Genomic DNA, 18,346 nt, shown 5'->3' with positions numbered 1-18,346 from the left:
TGTGATTGTGTGCAGCGTCATGCGACGAGGCCGAGTTGCGCCAATACCTCGCGGCGCAGCGCGACGAGTTTCGGGTCGTCGCGATGACGCGGATACGGCGCGTCGTTGCGCACTTCCGCGACGATGCGCGCCGGCCGTTCGCTCAGCACGATCACACGGTTTGCCACATACAAGGCCTCTTCGACGTCGTGCGTGACGAGCAGCACCGAGAAGCGCGCGGCCTGCCATAGACGCACGAGTTCGCCCTGCATGCGGATGCGCGTCAGCGAATCGAGCTTGCCGAACGGTTCGTCGAGCACGAGCAGTTGCGGATCGTTGACGAGCGCGCGCGCCAGCGCGGCGCGCTGCGCCATGCCGCCTGATAGCTGATGCGGAAACGCATCGGCGAATTGTTCCAGGCCGACCAGTTCAAGCGCTGCGTCAACGCGCTTCGTCGCACTGTCACGCGACACGCGATCGCGCCCCGTTCGCTGCGCTTCAGGACCGAGACCGACGTTGTCGCGCACCGTGCGCCACGGAAACAGCGTCGGGTCCTGAAACACGACGACGCGCGACGGGTCTGGCCCGATGATCGGCTCGCCGTTCGCATGCAGCGCGCCGTGTGCGGGCGCATCGAGCCCCGCGACGAGACGCAGCAATGTCGACTTGCCGCAGCCGCTCGGCCCGAGCAACGCGACGAATTCGCCAGGCTCGACGGTGAGGCTGATGTCGTCGAGCACCGCGAGCGCTTCGCCGCGCAATGCAAAGCGATGACTGACGTTGCGCACGTCGATGCGCGCGCCCTGCCGCGCATCCGTATGCGCGTGCGACGCTTGAGTAGCGGCTACCATTTGAGCAATCCCTTTTGCCAGGCCAACAGACGGTCGCGCACCTTGAACAGCAGCGTGATCAGACCGGAGCACATCAGCGCCATCACGAGCAGCGCGGCATACATGTTCGAATAGGCGGCCCAGCCTTGCGCCCATTGCAGATACCAGCCAAGCCCCGCCTTCACGCCCATCATCTCGGCGACGATCAGCACGGAGAACGATGCGCCCAGCCCCATGAACAAGCCGACGAACACTGACGGCAACGCGGCTGGAATCGCCACGCGCAGGATCAGGAACGAAGCGCGTGCGCCGAGCGTGCGCGCAACGTCGTAGTAAGCGGATTTCACGCCCGCGACGCCGGACCACGTGAGCACCGCCACGGGAAACGCGGTGGCCAGCGCGATCAGAAAGACGCTTGCGCTGAAGCTCGATGGAAAGAAGAAGAACGCGAGGGGCAACCACGCGGTCGCGGGCAACGGGCCGATCAGGCGCAGCACTGGGTGCAGCCAGTAACCCACGGCACGCGACCAGCCGATGCTCACGCCGATCGTGAAGCCCGTCAGCGCGCCGAGCACATAGCCATAAGCGAGCAACACGAACGAATGCCCGACGCTCGATGCGAGTCGCGGCAGATCGTCGAAGTACACCGCGATCAACGCCTGAGGCGGCGCGAAGAACGGGCGCGGTAGCCATTCGAGTTGCGCCGTGATGAGTTCCCACGCGGTAATGCCGATGGCGAGCGCGAGCAGCCACGGCGAGCCCGCGATCCATGTGTCGATGCGTGCGCGCTTCGCGTCCGCATGCGGCTTGACGGCGCCATTGGTCAACCACGCACGCGCGCCGATTGCCGCCGACAACGCCGCCAGCGCGAGCTTCAGAATCAGCAGTTCGCGCGTGTACGGCCAGTCGTCGGCCGCGGGCCACCATTGCGTCACGGCCGCGCCGCCGAGCCACGCGACGGTCGCCAGCGCGGCGACGATCTGCCCGTTGAGGTCGCGCGACGCGGCGGCGTTGTCTGCGTCCAGGCCCACAAGATCGATTGCCTGAGTGTGTGAGGACATGTCGATACGCTCCTTGAAAAAGCGGCTTAAGCGTTGCCGATGGTCGTATCCGAAATCGCGCGCACGTCGATGCGGCGCGGCAGGATCGCATCGCGATACGCGGCGTCAGCCACCTTTTGCAGCGCCGCGATGTCGGCGTCGGAGACGAAGTGCTGTTTGAGCGACGCGCGCTTCGTGATCTGCTTAGCGGCGTCGAGCGGCGAGCGCGTGAGCGTTGCGTAGATTTGCGCGTAGGCGTCGGCATTCGCGACCGCCCAGTCGCCTGCGCGCTGATAACGCAGCAACACATCCGCGATGGCTGCGCGCTTGCGCGTATCGGCAAGCGCTGCGCCCGATGCCGTGATGAAGCCAAGGCCGCTGTTGATGCCCGTGCCGTCGCGCAAGACGCGCGCGCCGCGTTGCACCGCGATGCCGTAGTACGGATCGAACGTCGCCCACACTTCGATCGAACCGGACGCGAATGCCGCGAAGGCATCGACGGGCAAAATGAAACGCACGGACACATCGTCTTTCGACAATCCCGCTTCAGCCAGCGCGCCGTACAGTTGGAATTGCGAAATGCTGCCGCGCGCCGACGAGATGAACACCGTGCGGCCCTTCAGGTCCGCGACCGTGCGGATCTTCGAATCCTGCGCAACCAGAATGCCGAGTTGCGCGCCGGAGCCGACACGCGTCGCGACGATCTTCAAGGTCGGATCGCCGACGGCAGCGGCGAGCACGGGCAGATCGCCAGCGGGCGCGAGATCGACGGCGCCCGCGCGCTGCGCTTCGAAAAGCGGCGCTGCGCCCTGGAAGTTGGCCCAGCGAAACGCGTACGGCGTGCTGTCGAGTACTTTTGCGGCTTCGGCAAGCGCACGCGTGCCGCCTGCCTGATCGCCGAGCACGATCGTGGTCGACGTTGCGTCGACTGCTTGCGCGTCACGCGCGATCGATGCGGAAAACGCAGCGACGGCAGGCGCCGCCGCGAGTGCGCGAAGCACGCGCCGCCGCGCAGAAAAAGACGTTGGAACAGAAGCGCTCATAGGCCCTCACAGTCGATATGCAGGCAAGCGTAGCGACGAAGGACCACCGTGAGAATTATTCTATTTATATATGTTTATCTCTCGGCAATATTTATGTTTTGCATCTTTTGAATGACGTGTCGAGCGTGATGAAAATCACGTCCAGGCTTATCGAAAACCGTGCAATCAATAGCTGAAACATTCGCTTAGGAAGCGTCGGTTCCGTTGCTACGATGGCGAATCGATCCATTGCTTCGCCCAATTCAACACAGAAAACGGAACACACGTATGGCGTCTATGACACGGCGGGCCTTCACCCGCATCGCAATGGTTTCCCTGTTTGCGCTGACCTCGGCGCTCACATCGGCGCCGAGCTTCGCGCAGGCGTCCAACGCTAATGGCGCGCCTGTTTCGTTGCGCATCGGTTATCAGAAATCTTCGACGCTCATTACGCTGCTCAAGGCACGCGGCTCGCTCGAAAAAGCGCTCGCGCCGCTCAACGTGCGCGTCTCGTGGAACGAGTTCACGAGCGGGCTGCCGTTGACGGAGGCGCTCAATGTCGATGCCGTCGATTTCAGCGCCGACGTCGCGGACACCGTGCCGATCTTCGCGCAGGCCGCGCATGCGCGCTTCGTGTATGTCGCGCAGGAAGCGCCTTCGCCCGGCGCGCAGGCGATCATCGTCAAGAAGGACAGCCCGTTGCACGCGCTCGCCGATCTGAAGGGCAAGCGTATCGCGGTGACGAAAGCGGCGGGTAGCCACTATTTGTTGCTGGCGGCATTGAACAAGGCAGGCATCACAGCGAGCGACGTCAAGATCAGCTATCTCACGCCCGCCGATGGCCGCGCGGCATTCGAGCGCGGCAGCGTCGATGCATGGATTACGTGGGACCCGTATGTCGCATCCGTCGACAAAAACGCCGATGTGCGCATTCTTGTGAATGGCGACGGGCTTGCTTCGTATCAGCGCTACTATCTCGCGTCGAGCACGTTCGCCGACGCGCATCCCGAAGTGGTTCAGGTCGTGTTCGATCAACTGAAGGAAGCAGGCGAATGGCTACGCGCGCATCCCGATGACGCAGCAAAAACACTTGCGCCGATATGGGGCCTCGACGCGACCACGATCGAACGCGCGAATGCGCGGCGCAGTTATCTGGTGCGAGCCGTTGCCGTGCAGAACTACAGCGAGCAGCAGATCATTGCCGATGCGTTCTACAAGAACGGTCTGTTGCCCGCGCGTGTCGAGACGAATCAGGCGCAGTTGTGGGACTTCGCTACCAAACGGGCGAAAGCCATCGGCAGCTAGCGCATGAACCGTTAGTACACGAACGGCGTCAACGCGCGCAACCAGCACACCACGGCCACCGCGCCGCCGTCGGGTTCACCCACGGCCCGCTCACCGAGATAGCTCGCACGTCCGACGCGCGGCATCATCGAAGCCGTCGATGCCGCGCCCTTCTCCGCCGCATCGACGGTTGCAGTCCATGCGGCGGCAAGCGGCTCGCCGCGACCTGTAGCTTGCGTGAACGCATCTGCGGCAGGCCGCAACGCATCGAGCATCGTGCGCTCGCCGGGTTGCGCGCCGCCTAGCTCGGAGATCGCCTTTACAGCCAGATCGAACGCAGCGGCCCAATCGGACACCGCGGGTGCATTGCTCTCGCCGAGACGGCGCGATGCGCGCAGCAACGCCGTCGCGTAGAACGGCCCCGAACTGCCCGCAATCGCGCGACGCAGCGTGACGGCGAGATCGGCGAGCGCATCGGCCGCCGATGGCCATGCGGTGGCGGGAATCGCCAGCACGGCTTCGCCCGCACGCTTCATGCTGGAGCCGAGGTCGCCGTCGCCCGCTTTCGAATCCAGTTCGGTCAGGCGCGCTTCGTCGTTGATCAAGGCGCGCGCAGCGGCGTCGAACGCAAGCTGCAACGGCGTGCGTTCGACGGCAGCTTCAGCCGACGATGTAACAGCATCTTCCTGCGCGCCTAACGCGATGCCCGTCGCGCCATCGACATTCACGCGTCCCGCGCCCGGCCATGTCGCGACCTTCGTCGGTGCGTCGAGTAGCGCAAGGCGCTCGTCGTCCACACGCATCACCGAGATCGAGCAGCCCGGCATGTTCAGCGCGGACAGCAGCGTGCCACACCATGCGCGCTCGATACGCAACCCGCGCTGCCTGAGTCCATTGATCGCCGCGCGCGCGACGACGGCCAGTTCCATCGGCGTGGTCGCGCCCAGACCATTGATCAGCAGCGCAACGCGCTCGCCGCTCGTCAGTTGCAGATCGTCGGTGATCGCGGTGAGCAAGGTGTCCGTCAGTTGATCGGCAGGCATCGGCTTCGTGCGTTGCACGCCTTTCTCGCCGTGAATGCCAAGGCCCAGTTCGATCTCGTCGTCCGCGAGACTGAAGCTCGACTGTTGCGTCGCGGGCAGCGTACAGCCGTCAAGCGCGACGCCCATCGTGCCGATCGCATCGGCTGCGCTGCGCGCCATCGCCGCCACTTCCGCTAGCGGCTTGCCCGCGGCAGCCGCCGCGCCCGCGATCTTGTGTACGAACACAGTCCCCGCAATGCCGCGCCGCCGCCCGCGCTCGACGGTGTTGCGCAGCGACACGTCGTCGGCCACCACGACGACTTCGACGGGAATCCCTTCGGCGCGCGCCAGTTCGGCGGCAAGGCCGAAGTTCAGGCGGTCGCCCGTGTAGTTCTTGACGACCAGCAGCGCTCCATTCGGTCCCGCCGACGCGCGAATCGCGGCGAGCACCGCATCCGTCGACGGCGACGTGAACACCTCGCCGCACACGGCCGCTGCCAGCATGCCGTCACCGACATAGCCCGCGTGCGCCGGCTCGTGTCCGCTGCCGCCGCCCGAAATGATCGCGACGCGCCGCGCATGCGGCTCAGGCAGATCGCGCCGTACGACGACGTTCGCGTCGCGCAGCAACGCGGTGTCGGGCGCGAGCATCGCGAGACCTTCGAGCATCTCGCGCACGACACGCGACGGATCGTTCAGCAGCTTTTTCATGGCGGTGAACCTCGGTGAATTCGAATTCGGATGACGGATAAGCGGTTGGGCCGGGAGCGGCCCGAAGGGGACACTTTAGCCTCAGCGCGCAGTCGACGCATCCGCCGAACCCGGCGCCTTGAGGAAATCGACGAACGCGCGCAAAGGCGCAGGCAAATGACGCCGCCCCGGATAGTAGAGAAACGGCCCGGAGAACGGCTGCCACCACGGTTCGAGAATCGGCTCCAGCGCGCCGCTGTCCAGGTGCTGCCGCAGCATCCCTTCGAACAGGTGAATCACGCCGACGCCCGCCAGCGCGGCGCTGACGGCAAGCTCGATGGCTGCGCCCGGCCTGACCACGAGCGGCCCCGACGGATCGAGCCGCACCACTTCGCCGTCGCGCTCGAAATCCCACGTCGGCATCGCGCCGCCGGCAAACTGGCCGCGCAGGCACGCATGATCGAGCAGGTCGCGCGGATGCTCGGGCCTGCCGTTTGCATCGAGGTAATCGGGCGTCGCCGCCGTCGCGAAACGCTGCACGCGCGGGCCGATGGGCATCGCGATCATGTCCTGCTCGAGCCGCTCTTCGTAGCGAATGCCCGCATCGCAACCAATCGACAGCACATCGGCAAAGCCATCTTCGACCACGACCTCGACGCGAATGTCGGGATACGTTTTCAGAAACGGCGCGATGACGGAAGGCAGCACGATGCGCGCGGCGCTGGACGGCACGTTGAGCTTGAGCGTGCCGCTCGGCTTGTCGCGGAACACGTTGAGGACGTCGAGCGCCGCTTCCATTTCGCTGAAAAGCGGCGTGAGCTTTTCGATCAGCCGCTGCCCCGCTTCCGTGGGCGCGACGCTGCGCGTGGTGCGGTTGAGCAGCCGCAGGCCGAGCTTCGTTTCGAGGCGGCGCACGGCGATGCTCAGGCTCGATGCGGAGACGCCACTCATGCGCGCCGCGTCGCGGAAGCCGCCCGCACGCGCCACCGACACGAAGGCGGCAAGGTCGTTCAGTTCCATAGGGGCCATTGTTCAATAATTTCAACAGCCCGTACACTTTAGTTGGGTTTATTCAACAGCGCAATCCGAGCACACTGTGGCTCATCGACTACCAAGGAGCGCGCAATGCCGAACTTCCATTCCACCGACACCTTCCCGCTGGCTGGCCGCCCGGTTCGCCGCATGGGCTACGGCGCGATGCAACTGGCCGGCCCCGGCGTATTCGGACCGCCGAAGGACCGCGATGCGTGCCTCGCTGTGTTGCGCGAGGCCGTCGCTTCCGGCGTCAATCACATCGACACCAGCGACTTCTACGGTCCGCACGTCACCAACCAGATCATTCGCGAGGCGCTGCATCCTTATCCTGATGACCTGACCATCGTCACCAAACTGGGCGCCGTTCGCGGCGACGACGGTTCATGGCTTTCCGCGCGCGAGCCGGAGGACCTGCGGCGCGGCGTACACGACAATCTTCGCAACCTCGGCCTCGACGCGCTCGATATCGTGAACATTCGCGTGATGGGAAACATCCACAGCCCGGCGGAAGGATCGATCGAGGAGCAGGTCGTCGCACTCGCGCAATTGCAGCGCGAAGGGCTCGTGAAGCACATCGGCCTGAGCAACGTGACGGCCACGCAGATTGCAGAAGCGCAGCGCATCGTGCCGATCGTCTGCGTGCAGAATCACTACAACCTCGTGCAGCGCGAAGACGATGCGCTCGTCGATCAACTGGCCGCGCAAGGCATCGCGTATGTGCCGTTCTTTCCGCTCGGCGGCTTTACGCCGATTCAATCGACGGCGTTGTCGGACCTGGCGCATACGTTGAACGCGACACCGATGCAGGTCGCGCTCGCGTGGCTCTTGCATCGGTCGCCGAATATTCTGCTGATCCCCGGTACTTCGTCGGTCGCACATCTGCGCGAAAACATGCAGGCCGCGCAGCTGCGACTCAGTGATGCCGTGCTAGCCGAACTCGATGCGATTGGACGCGCTAACGGCGGCCACTAAGCTCAGCGGGACTGTGAATGCATTGCGGGTTTCGTGGATTCGCGCGCGGCCCGCAACGCTGTCTTTTTTACGAGTAGCTTTTATCGACCTGAATCAAGGCGTGGCGGCCTTCAGCTCGTCAAGGGTCGGCTCGTCCAGTTCTGCCTGGGCTCCGCACTATTCTTAGGGGTCTTCTTTAGAGTGGCAACACTTGCCGGCCAAAGAACTTTGAGATACGCACACTTATTGCGGAGTTCTTTATCAGACCACTCACCAGCTTCGCACGGTGAATCCGCGCACGCGAACATGCCTATGTCGACGTTCGTCAGTGAGCTAGCCTACCTCGTTATGTGCGGTAACGCACAGTGCCGTCTACAAGCAAGACGAGCCGCTTGATGTATTTCTAAAATCGGCAAACGTCAGGCACACGAAATCACGCATTTAAAAAATTCCATAAGTACATCAAGCCGGTGAATAGTTTCCAACGTAGTCACGATGCCTGGTTCCCATGTGCGAAAGATCGGCAAAAGAACCGTGCCTCAACTATGTTATGAGAGCACGTGAGCGCGGTATGTCGGCACGATCATTCGAATACGACCATTCCTGATCGTCTACGGTACATCTGGCATGCCGAAAGTGCCCCCCGGCCGCGCCGTGCGGAATCTGCTTGCCCCCGCAACCCGGCATCTGATCATGGAGAAGACTGCCGTGCAGCCGATCCACCACGTCGACAGGCTCTACGTCATTTCAGATCTCCATCTTGGGGGGCCGCCAGGATTCCAGATTTTCGGCTCGCGCAATGAGCTGGCGGGACTCATCCGGCTGCTTGCAGACCGGGATCCCGGCGATGAAGTGGCGCTCGTCATCAACGGAGATTTCGTCGATTTTCTCGCCGAAGAAGACGCGACTTATTTCGACCCGCACGGCGCCATCCAGAAGCTCGAACGTATCGCCAAGGACGACACTTTTCGTGCCGTCTTCGAGGCGTTTCCTTATTTTCTCGGCAAGGAACGGCGGCGGCTGATCGTCAATCTCGGCAATCACGATCTCGAACTGGCGTTGCCTTGGGTGCGCGAGCGCCTCGTGCAGATTCTGACGGGAGAGCAGTCGGCGGCGCCCGGCGCGCACTCGCGCCTGTATCTGGTTTTCGACGGCGCCGGTGTGCTGTGCAGCGTCGGTGGGCGCTCGGTTCTCTGTTTGCATGGCAACGAGGTCGATCGCTGGAATCCGGCGAACTTCGAAAGGATTCGCGAGATAGCACGCGATGTGCAGATCGGCCGGGCAGTCGAGCCGTGGATTCCGAATGCAGGCAGCAAGATGGTGATCGACGTGATGAATCCCGTGAAGCGCGAGTACCCCTTCGTCGATCTGCTGAAACCGGAACAGGCAGCTGTGGCGCCGACGCTCGCGGCATGCGCGCCGCAACTGGTCGGCGAGCTCGACCGGGCAAAGAAACTGGCGGCCGTCGCACTGACACGCTTATGGGCTGGCGTGCGCAAACCCGACGGAATGCTGGGCGCAAACCCGGTGGAAGACGGAGCGGCGCCATCCATGATCGACGCCACGCACGCGCCCGTCGCTGCGGCCTCGCGGTCGCGGCAGGCCGCGCTCCAGGCACGCGAGCTGTTGCTGATGGCCGATGACCGGGCGCGCCACGGCTTCACCGCGACAGACCTCGTTGCCGGCGCAGAGGGCCTCCAGCTCGACGCCTTCGGCGCGCTGGTCAAATGGTCTCGAAAGGAATCGACCAGCGAGGTCTTGCGCGAGGCGCTCGAAGACCTCGACCGCGATCGCAGCTTCGACATTGGCGAGCGTGACGACACCGCGGTGCAGCTCGATGCCCAAGTGTCTCCGGACATCGACGTGGTCATCGCCGGTCACACTCATCTGGAACGCGCAATGCGCCGGAGAAATGGACGCGGCTGTTATTTCAACAGCGGCACATGGGCGCGGTTGATTCGCATCAAGGCCGAGGTTCGTGCCGACCCGCAACAATTCGCGCAAGTCTTCGCGGCACTCAAACGCGGCACCATGGCTGATCTCGACAAAGCGCAGGATCTGGTCATCAAGTCCTGCACGGTCGTGGTCGTATGGCGAGATGCAGCGGACAGTGTCAAGGCGGAGCTTCGCCACGTAAAAACCATCGACGACAAAACAGAACTCGACGTGGACCTGCCGGCAAGCTGCATGGAGATTCGATGATGCGCAAAATAACACTCGAATTGCTGCGTCACGGGCCGCCTCATAACCAGTTGCTGTCACCCCTTACCGAATACATCGCGCTGTGCGAAAACCATAGCGCCGTCACGTTGCACGTCCCGTTCGAACACAACCAGATGCTCTATCGGCTGCGCGCGTTGAGCTATCAGCTCGGGCCCGAAGCGCGTGAATTCCAGATGGGGGATACCGCACGTGTGCTGGGCCAGTTGCTTGGAGAGATTCCCGGCCTGACCGCCGATCTCAACCGGCAACGAACGGGCACAGGCGACGGCGACACTGCCGAGCAGGTCACGCACCTGCGACTGATCATTTCCGCGTCGGAACTCGCCCTGCTTCCCTTCGAACTGGCGACCGCTCCCAATGGCTTCCCCGGTGAGGGGCAAGCGCTTTCGCTGCAGACCCAGCAGCCCATCTGCATTACGCGGGAGACACGGCGGGTTGCTCAGGAATACGTTCGCTGGCCGCGCAAGCCACGCATTCTGTTCGCCTTCGCATCGCCATCCGACATGGAAACGGTACCTGCCGAAGCGCATCTGCTGGCGTTGCGCGAGGCGCTGACGCCTTGGCTCGCGCTCTCCGATGACTACGACGACGAAAAACGCCTGAAAGTCATCGGGGGCCGGCTTTCTGTGTTGCCGAACGCATCTGCCGAGAGCCTCGAAGATGCCTGCGCGAAAAATGACTATACGCATGTACACATTCTCGCGCACGGCGTTCAAACGAACACGCCCTATGACAGTCGCTTCGGTCTCGCATTTCATTCCGACCGGCATCCTGACGGCGTGGAAGCAATTTCCGGCGACCGTCTGGCGACCATCTTGCGCACACCGCGTCATAACCAGCCGGGCCGGTTCACACGCCCTGCCGTCGTGACGCTCGCAAGTTGTAACGCCGGCAACGTCGGCTCGGTGACGGGCGTTGGCGCAAGCATCGCCCACGCGCTGCACGAGGCCGGCGTCCCGCTCGTGATCGCGAGTCAGTATCCGCTGTCTTTCGGCGGCTCGGTGGTGTTCGTGAAGGACATGTACGAGGGCCTGCTGTGGGGAGAAGACCCGCGCAAGCTGGTTGTCGGCATGCGCAGACGGCTGCATTCGTACTTCAAGGACAAACACGACTGGGCGAGTATCGTCACGTATGCATCCCTGCCGCCTAATTTCGACGCACAGCTGGTCGACGCACGCATCCAGCAGTCGATGGACTGCATCTCGATTGCGCTGAAAATGGCCGACCGCGCGATGAGCGCTTTTCTGACTTCGGAATCGCAACTTCCGCCAGTTGCCTCCAGCGTCGAAAACCACGCGCGCCGCGACACGCTGGCCAGAGCACAACAGCAGGTGAGCGAGGCAAAGGCCCGCCTGAAACTGGCGATCGACGAACATCCCGATCAGGAAGCACGCATTCTCGAATTACTGGCAAGCACCGAAAAACGCGAAGCGCAGATGCTTTATCACTCTACGCAGCAAGGCAAACTCGATCCCAGCTCGAAAGAGGGCATGCAACTGATCAGCAAGCTCGAAACGTCGAGAAACCACTATTGGTCAAGCTACCTGAAGCAACGTAAAAGCCCGTCGCAACTGGTTCAATTTCTTTCGTTGACGCTTCTTCTGCAATATCTTGACCGCCTGCCAAGGCCACTCGATCAGCCCGAGCAGGATATGACATCGATCTGGTTGAGCGCGCACGTGCAATCGCTCAACGATGCGGATCATGGCGAGCGAAGCAATCGCGTGTGGGCTTATGGAACTCTGACGGAACTGTATCTGATCGCGGAACACATCGATGGCCTGCCACCCGCTTATCACGGAGAATCACTAACAAACAAGGCGCTTGAAGCGGCGCGCAAACTGGTCTCGCTAGCCGGCTCGACGTCGTTCGAAGTCTTCTCGACGAGGCGCCAGATTGAGCGCTATGTCTACTGGTTCGTGCCGATGGTCCCAGGTGCATACAACATAGAAGCGCTGGCGAAGCAATTACTCAATGTGCTGCCCGCCTGTGACGAACCGGATTGGGACTATTGACTTCGCGTAGTGGGGCAACACATCGCTCAACAGGTCGCCCCCGAAATGGGAGGATCTTCTGACACATCGTTAGTCGTTTGATGAATGTTCTTTACCGCACATAACTCCTCAGTGGGCGGTCACTCGTCACTCGAAAAACCCCGATATACGTCCTAACCTGAAGTTTCCTACTTTAAAGAAAGTGAGCTTCTGAAACGAAGTTCGCAGCGACTTGTCCATGACGTTCGTGAAGAACATTTCCTCCACCGTCAAAACGGTCACGGGTAATGACGTCACGATGATCGCCGGGTTTTCAAAAGCGCAGTTGCAAGCCCTCGCGCAGCAGTCCGCACTGGTTGCGGACATGATCGAGGCCAATGCCTTCACGGCCGCCGAGAAGATGTTCCATCTGGATGGACTCGATCAGATGGCAAGGGGTTTCGTGACTACTTTTGTGCAGATCGTCGAAGTTGAAATCGAAAAGATCTACAACGCGGTAGTGAAATCGATCTACGGCTCCATCGGGACGCTAGCAGGCGTGAAGATGCCCGTACCAGGCCGGGCGGATGAGCGTTCGTATCCCGTCTCTTCCGTGCAAGAGTACACGATCCCAGCTGGAGGCGTCATGCCGAACAGACCGCAGATTGTCCCTGCATCGCAGGTCGACAGCGAAATGGCGCCAGACTTCTCGTCAGTCCGATACCGGATGCTGGCGCAAGGTGACTCGTGGTTCTCGATCAATGGCTTGAACCTGTTTCGGGCGTCATCGTTGCTGCCACATCTGGATTTCGGACACTCTGCGATCATCGTGAACTGCGCCGACCCGGGCGATACGCTTGCCCACATGGTCGAATGGCGTCGGGACCCGTGGTTCGCGAGCTATCTGTGTGGGCCACGCGAGCGTCCGTGGGACGCCATGCTGCTATCGGCTGGCGGCAATGACCTGATCGACGCGCTCGGTGTCCTCCCGACGGATGCTCACGGAACGCCACACAGCCCCGGCGACCGACTCATGCTGACGAAATCCGAGCGGAAGCAGCCAGGCAAAACATACGTCTCCGAGGACGGGTGGGCATTGTTTGCCCAGCATCTTAGTGCCCAGTATGCCGCGCTGGATGCCATGCGCGCCTCGAGCAAGACAAACCGCAACATGCCCATCATCACGCACACCTACGACTATCCGATGCCGCGCGATCTGGGCGCGGGTCTGCATTTCGGGCCGTGGCTGTATCCCGCGTTGCTGGCGTACGAGGTGCCGCCAGATGACTGGAAAACGCTGGCGAAGGAATTCATTGACCGGCTCTTTGATCTCGTGAGCGGACTGGCCCTGCAGAATTTCCATGTTATCCGAACGCTCGGAATACTGACGCCGGCCGACGCCGATTCGCGAATCAGCAGTCCGGACTGGCTAAACGAAATTCACCCGACCTCCTCGGGATACGGGCAGATTGCCGGGCGCTTTTGCGCGGACGTGGCTGCGAGGAACATCCTGGCTTGAGGATGACGACGCGTGTACCGACTCTCAGCCTGCTGTCAGGCACGCTTTTACTTCTGATGTTATCGAGGCAGACATCATGGACCTAAGCCCACATTTCACATTGGAAGAGTTCGTGGCGAGTCAGACCGCGTCGCGAGAAAACATCTCAAACGTCCCCGGTCCCGATATCATCGTCAATCTTAAGAACACTGCACAGGTACTGGAAAAGGTGCGTGCATTGATCGGAAAACCGATCATCGTTTCGTCGGGCTATCGTTCGCCACAGTTGAACAAGGCCGTCAAAGGCGCTACTGACAGCGCGCACATCTATGGTCTCGCGGTAGATTTCATCGCGCCGCAATACGGCACCCCGATCGACATTTGCCGGCTGTTGCAGACCTCCACGCTCGTGTTCGACCAACTGATCTTCGAACACACCTGGGTTCACCTCGGTTTGCCGAAGAGCGGTACACCCAATCGCCGGCAATTGCTGACGGCGCATTTCGGCGGCGGCCCGACGACATATACAGTAGGGTTCGCGTAGCCCGTCAGGCAGCGACTGGAGTTCAATTTCGGCTGCACGGCGAACATCCGAAGAGCGTGACGCGCCCGGCTGCGCGCTCGACGTTCGCATATCGTATCGCCGGAATACGCGTAGCCCTGCGCGCCAGGATTGGCGTCACGCTTTCAAAGGTCACAAAGATCTCTCTCGCGTCTAACCAACCGGTAACCAGGGAAAGTGTAGGCCAGCAAGATCAGAATAATCATCGCGGCACCGACGAGCTTGAAAACCTCGTTCGATCGCGGAGCGGCTGCATGCCAGATACTCGCTCCGGCGAAGATAGAGAAAGGCCATATGTCGATCAGCAAGCCAATATAGCCGAGTAACAAAAACGGTAGTGCGATGACAAAAGGCGCGATACCGCGAAGCGCTGCGACAGCACGGTACATACCGCATGAGGCAGCCGCGAGCAGCAACGGTACAGGAAGCAGCCAACGCAGGACATTCCAGTCAAACCATCGAGCCACAAGCGTCGGCCCGTTCATCTCCGTTTTCATACCGAGGCCGACAATCATAAGTATTTGGAGTGCAGCCAACGGCAGAACAACGTGATAGAGCTTGCGCTGCAACTCCCCTTTGCTCCTTGAGATCAACCAGCAGCAGCCAAGAAGACCATACATCACCAGTGACACAAGACCAGTGAGCAGCCCGATCATCGTAAGAAGCTGAAGTGCCGTCAACGGCAAAAAGGTTCTGTAGAGCTTGCGCTGCAGTTCTCCTTCGGTCTTCGCAATCAGCCAGCAGCAGCCAAGCAGCGCATACGTTATCAAAAGCGCAAGCCCCGTGAACAGGCAAAAAGGTGTGAGCCAATCGAATTCATTTCCGACGAAATGTCCGTTTGCTACACGCATCCCCGATAGCCATTCGCCTAACATGACGCCCTGAAAAAAGGTCGCGCCTGCCGATCCGAAAATGAAGACCCCATTCCACAACTGACGCGACCTTCCGGCCTTTGCCCGGATCTGAAGGGCCACGCCCCGGAAGATCAGGCAAAGTGCCATCGTGACTAATGGCAAATAGAGCGCGGAAAGCAAAACCAAACAGACCGTTGGAAACGCAGCGTAAAGCGACGCGCCGCCGAACACCATCCATGCCTCGTTACCGCGCCACACGGGAAAACGACTGCTGAATAGACGCTCACGTTCGCTTTCGGACGAAAAGAACGGAAGAAGGATCGCGATGCCGAGATCAAATCCGTCGAGTACGATATACATTCCGACGCCGAAGGCAATGATTGCTGCCCAGCAAGTCGCGATATCCATCATGGAGTCCGGTTGTGGTTTCCGAAGCTCCATTGTCGCGACCGTGCGGACCGGGAATTGATCCGGTTTCCACCAAGTTGACTGGTCCGGTTTAGAAATAGCGGCGCATGATCTCTGGACTAAGCACATCAGTCCGCGCCGCCCCCGGAATGGGCACGGGTGACGCTTCGCCCCGCTCAAGCCCCATCGACAAGCCGCAATACGTCGGAAAGCACAACCGGTTTGACGAGATGGTGGTCGAAGCCGGCCGCACGCCAGTCACGTCCGTCGCGGGTTTGCCCGGATTCTGAAACGGCAATGAGTACGGCACTTCCGCTGATGGGGTGTGCCCGGATAGTCCGTGCAATCTGATAACCATCTGGAGGCGGAATGCCGATGTCAATGATCGCGACATCGAGCGTAACCTGCCCGTTGAGGATCAGCGCGGCGTTACCAGAGCCCGCGATATGCACCCGGTGCCCGCGCGATTCGAGCAACGCGGCAAGCGACGTGGCGTCATCGAGTTTGTCGTCCACTATCAGGATGCTTCGGGAGCGGCTGTCGTTCACCAACGCGCCCTCTGCCTGTGACGAAGCGAGCGATGTCGATCCTATGTATTCGGGCAGACGCAGCACAAACTCAGCCCCCGTCCCCGCTCCCTTCGACCGGACCGTCACCGTTCCGTCGTGTAGCACGGCAAGCGCACGGACCAGCGACAGGCCTATCCCGAGCCCGCCCTGCGACGCGGCGACGCTTCGCTGCGACTGGATGAATGGCTCGAAGATCGCTTCCTGTTCTTCTGGCAGGACGCCGACGCCCTGATTACGTACCCTGATCGACACCATGCCTTGCGACTGCCCGACATCGATTTCAATCTCGCTTTCGTCTGGCGCGTACTTCGTCGCATTGGACACGAGGTTGTCGAGCATCTGGACGACCCGAGCGTCGTCGCCAAAAACGGCGCATCCCTCATTCTCCAGATGTATCGAAACCTGTTGCCGCCTCGCATCGATATCGGGCCGATTGGCCTCGACTGCCGTGGCGATGGCCACACCCACATTGACCGATGTGCGATCGAGTGTGAGCCTTCCATGCGCGAGCCGCGAAACATCGAGCAGGTCGTCGACGAGGCGCGACAGGTGTTCCACCTGTCGCCCGACCGTTTGCCATGCGGCGCGCGCTGCGGCAGGGCTCGTCTGGAATCTCGGGTCCATCAGTTCCAGCGCGTTGCGGATCGGGGCGAGCGGATTGCGCAATTCGTGCGCGAGCGTCGCGAGGAACTGGGACTTGCGACGGTCCGCCTCGTGAAGTGCGCGCTCGGCGCGCCACAGGCGTAGTAGCGCACGGACATTGGCGACAAGCTCAGGCGCTTCGACGGGCTCTGTCAGATAGCTGTCGGCGCCGCTGTCCAGGGCGCGAATCCGGTCAGAGGCACTCAACAGGACCGCGGAAGTTTGAAGGACCAGTACCGACCGGGTCGAGGGATTCTGTTTGATTCGCTTGCACACGTGTACGCCATCGCTGTCCGGCAGCCGCACGTCGAGCAGGACGACGGCAGGTTTGTGCGATGTAACCAACGCCAGCGCCTGCTCACCGGTCGACGCTTCGAGCACGTCGAAGCCCGCACGACGCAGCACGCGCGTTTTGGCAAGCCGCGCGGCGTCATTGTCGTCGACGTTGAGGATCAGTTCCGACCAGCCGGCGAGCGGCGGGTCTGTTTCCGGTAAATTGTGCATGCACCATTGCCAGTCGTTGCCGGGGCGGGCCAGTGTCACGAGAACCGGTCAGGCTCTGGTCAAGGGTAGCACGCCAGCGAGCTGCATCGGTGCGTTATCGTCAGCGTGCTGGGCTTCCGCGCTGACTACCGGGGCGCAGCGTCATTTCACGAGCTTCTCCGCACTAGTGCGAATGTCGATGGTGAACATCCGGGAAATGCGCGTGTGAATGGGTAATGGGCAGATGCACATGGGGATGCGTGTGTGGCTCATCACCGGCATAGGCGAAGTCGTGTTCGTGCTGGTGGTGTTCATCATGACGATGCCGATGCGTATGCTCGAGCCACTCGTGCGTGTGTTGATGTTCGTGCCGCTCGCGGACGTGCAGCCAGATACCCAGCGCCATCAAGGCTGCGGCGATCCAGAAAGACAGGTGCGGCAGTTCGGGCCATATGAGGAGCGAGAGCGCCACACCGAAAAGTGGCGCGACGGAAAAGTATGCGCCAGTGCGTGCCGTCCCAAGGTGACGTAGCGCAACCACGAACAGCACGAGGCTTACACCATAGCCGGCGAGTCCCGTTGTCATCGCGGCGCCGACCATACCTGCAGCGGGGAGCGACGCGCCCGTCGCGAACGCAATCGCGAGATTCACCGGCCCTGCAATCAGCCCCTTCAGACACGCGATCACCATCGCATCGTTAGTCGAAACCTTGCGCGTGAGGTTGTTGTCGATTGCCCAGCACAGACACGCTGCGACGATCAACAGCGCGCCACCGGAAATGCCTGCCTCGGCCGGTTGCCACGACAGCATCACGCCACCGGCCACGATAGCCACCATGCCAAGGAACACCTGAACGTCGACGTTCTCGCGAAACACGACCCAAGCGATCACGGCCGTCAGCACGCCCTCGAGATTCAGCAGCAGCGAACTGGTAGCCGCCGGTGTGCTCGACAGCCCGAGCATCAGCAGCGCGGGGCCAGCGACGCCGCCAGCAGCAATGGCGCCGAGCAGCCAGGGCAGCTCGGCCCGGCTGATCCCGTGACGGTTATTTTCCTTAGCGGACGTTCGCAGTCGCCGGGCGATGATGCCGATACCGAGCCCGATACCGCTGCCGAGGTAGAACAGGCCGGCAACCAGGAATGGAGACATTGACCCGAGCAGGGCCTTGGCGAGCGGAGTCGCGGCGCCAAAGAGCGCTGCGGCGGCAAGCGCGGTGAAGATCGCGCTGGATCGGGAATTCATGGGATGGGAACTGTACAAGTGCGCGACGAGCGCCTGAA

At 61.7% G+C, this 18,346-nt stretch carries 14 protein-coding genes; 6 read left to right on the top strand and 8 right to left on the bottom strand.

Annotation, left to right across the window (positions count from 1 at the left end; all coding sequences use genetic code 11):
* Positions 1-17: 17 nt before the first annotated feature.
* From C2L65_RS33730 to C2L65_RS33720, 3 genes are read right to left on the bottom strand one after another with little or no spacing between them, the layout of a single operon-like run.
* Complete coding sequence (locus tag C2L65_RS33730; protein ID WP_042311897.1) at positions 18-830, bottom strand: ABC transporter ATP-binding protein; 813 nt, start codon at positions 828-830, stop codon at positions 18-20.
* Positions 824-1,870: an ABC transporter permease gene (locus tag C2L65_RS33725; protein WP_042311899.1), complete on the bottom strand. Its 1,047-nt coding sequence runs from the start codon at positions 1,868-1,870 to the stop codon at positions 824-826. Before C2L65_RS33725 ends, C2L65_RS33730 begins: the two co-directional genes overlap by 7 nt.
* Before the next feature lie 26 nt (positions 1,871-1,896).
* Complete coding sequence (locus C2L65_RS33720; RefSeq protein WP_042311903.1) at positions 1,897-2,892, bottom strand: ABC transporter substrate-binding protein; 996 nt, start codon at positions 2,890-2,892, stop codon at positions 1,897-1,899.
* 267 nt (positions 2,893-3,159) lie between these two features.
* Between C2L65_RS33720 and C2L65_RS33715 the strand changes: the two genes are divergently transcribed.
* Positions 3,160-4,176 carry an aliphatic sulfonate ABC transporter substrate-binding protein gene (locus C2L65_RS33715; protein WP_042311905.1) on the top strand — a complete coding sequence of 339 codons (1,017 nt, stop codon included), beginning with the start codon at positions 3,160-3,162 and terminating at the stop codon, positions 4,174-4,176.
* A gap of 11 nt (positions 4,177-4,187) precedes the next feature.
* Here C2L65_RS33715 and C2L65_RS33710 read toward each other — a convergent pair whose 3' ends face one another.
* Positions 4,188-5,888, bottom strand: coding sequence for a dihydroxyacetone kinase family protein (locus C2L65_RS33710; RefSeq protein ID WP_042311906.1), 1,701 nt, complete (start codon positions 5,886-5,888; stop codon positions 4,188-4,190).
* Between the two features lie 81 nt (positions 5,889-5,969).
* The gene (locus C2L65_RS33705; RefSeq protein WP_042311909.1) at positions 5,970-6,887 is read right to left on the bottom strand and encodes a LysR family transcriptional regulator; all 918 of its coding nucleotides are present in this window, start codon (positions 6,885-6,887) and stop codon (positions 5,970-5,972) included.
* Between the two features lie 105 nt (positions 6,888-6,992).
* Between C2L65_RS33705 and C2L65_RS33700 the strand changes: the two genes are divergently transcribed.
* The 5 genes from C2L65_RS33700 (at position 6,993) to C2L65_RS33675 (ending at position 14,091) form a co-directional block, all read left to right on the top strand.
* Positions 6,993-7,874 (top strand): aldo/keto reductase family oxidoreductase, encoded by an 882-nt coding sequence (locus C2L65_RS33700; RefSeq protein WP_042311912.1) that lies wholly within the window; start codon positions 6,993-6,995, stop codon positions 7,872-7,874.
* Positions 7,875-8,480: 606 nt separating this feature from the next.
* On the top strand, positions 8,481-10,055 hold the full coding sequence (locus C2L65_RS33695) for a metallophosphoesterase (RefSeq protein ID WP_233446712.1): 1,575 nt from the start codon (positions 8,481-8,483) through the stop codon (positions 10,053-10,055).
* Entirely contained in the window at positions 10,052-12,091 is a 2,040-nt protein-coding gene (locus C2L65_RS33690; RefSeq protein WP_042311914.1) for a CHAT domain-containing protein, read from the top strand. Before C2L65_RS33695 ends, C2L65_RS33690 begins: the two co-directional genes overlap by 4 nt.
* Before the next feature lie 217 nt (positions 12,092-12,308).
* Positions 12,309-13,568: a hypothetical protein gene (locus C2L65_RS33680; protein ID WP_233446711.1), complete on the top strand. Its 1,260-nt coding sequence runs from the start codon at positions 12,309-12,311 to the stop codon at positions 13,566-13,568.
* A gap of 76 nt (positions 13,569-13,644) precedes the next feature.
* Entirely contained in the window at positions 13,645-14,091 is a 447-nt protein-coding gene (locus C2L65_RS33675) for a D-Ala-D-Ala carboxypeptidase family metallohydrolase (protein WP_042311917.1), read from the top strand.
* Between the two features lie 143 nt (positions 14,092-14,234).
* On the opposite strand, the gene C2L65_RS33670 is transcribed toward C2L65_RS33675, so the two are convergent.
* The 3 genes from C2L65_RS33670 to C2L65_RS33660 form a co-directional block, all read right to left on the bottom strand.
* Complete coding sequence (locus C2L65_RS33670; RefSeq protein ID WP_042312001.1) at positions 14,235-15,371, bottom strand: cytochrome d ubiquinol oxidase subunit II; 1,137 nt, start codon at positions 15,369-15,371, stop codon at positions 14,235-14,237.
* A 176-nt stretch (positions 15,372-15,547) separates the two neighbouring features.
* A complete protein-coding gene (locus C2L65_RS33665) occupies positions 15,548-17,086 on the bottom strand; it encodes an ATP-binding response regulator (protein ID WP_042311920.1) in 1,539 nt (512 codons plus the stop codon).
* 163 nt (positions 17,087-17,249) lie between these two features.
* Positions 17,250-18,308, bottom strand: a complete 1,059-nt coding sequence (locus C2L65_RS33660) for a DMT family transporter (protein ID WP_042311922.1) — start codon at positions 18,306-18,308, stop codon at positions 17,250-17,252.
* Positions 18,309-18,346 lie beyond the last annotated feature (38 nt).

The organism is Paraburkholderia terrae (assembly GCF_002902925.1).
Classification (GTDB): domain Bacteria; phylum Pseudomonadota; class Gammaproteobacteria; order Burkholderiales; family Burkholderiaceae; genus Paraburkholderia; species Paraburkholderia terrae.
This window is presented reverse-complemented; position numbering and strand designations above follow the sequence as displayed.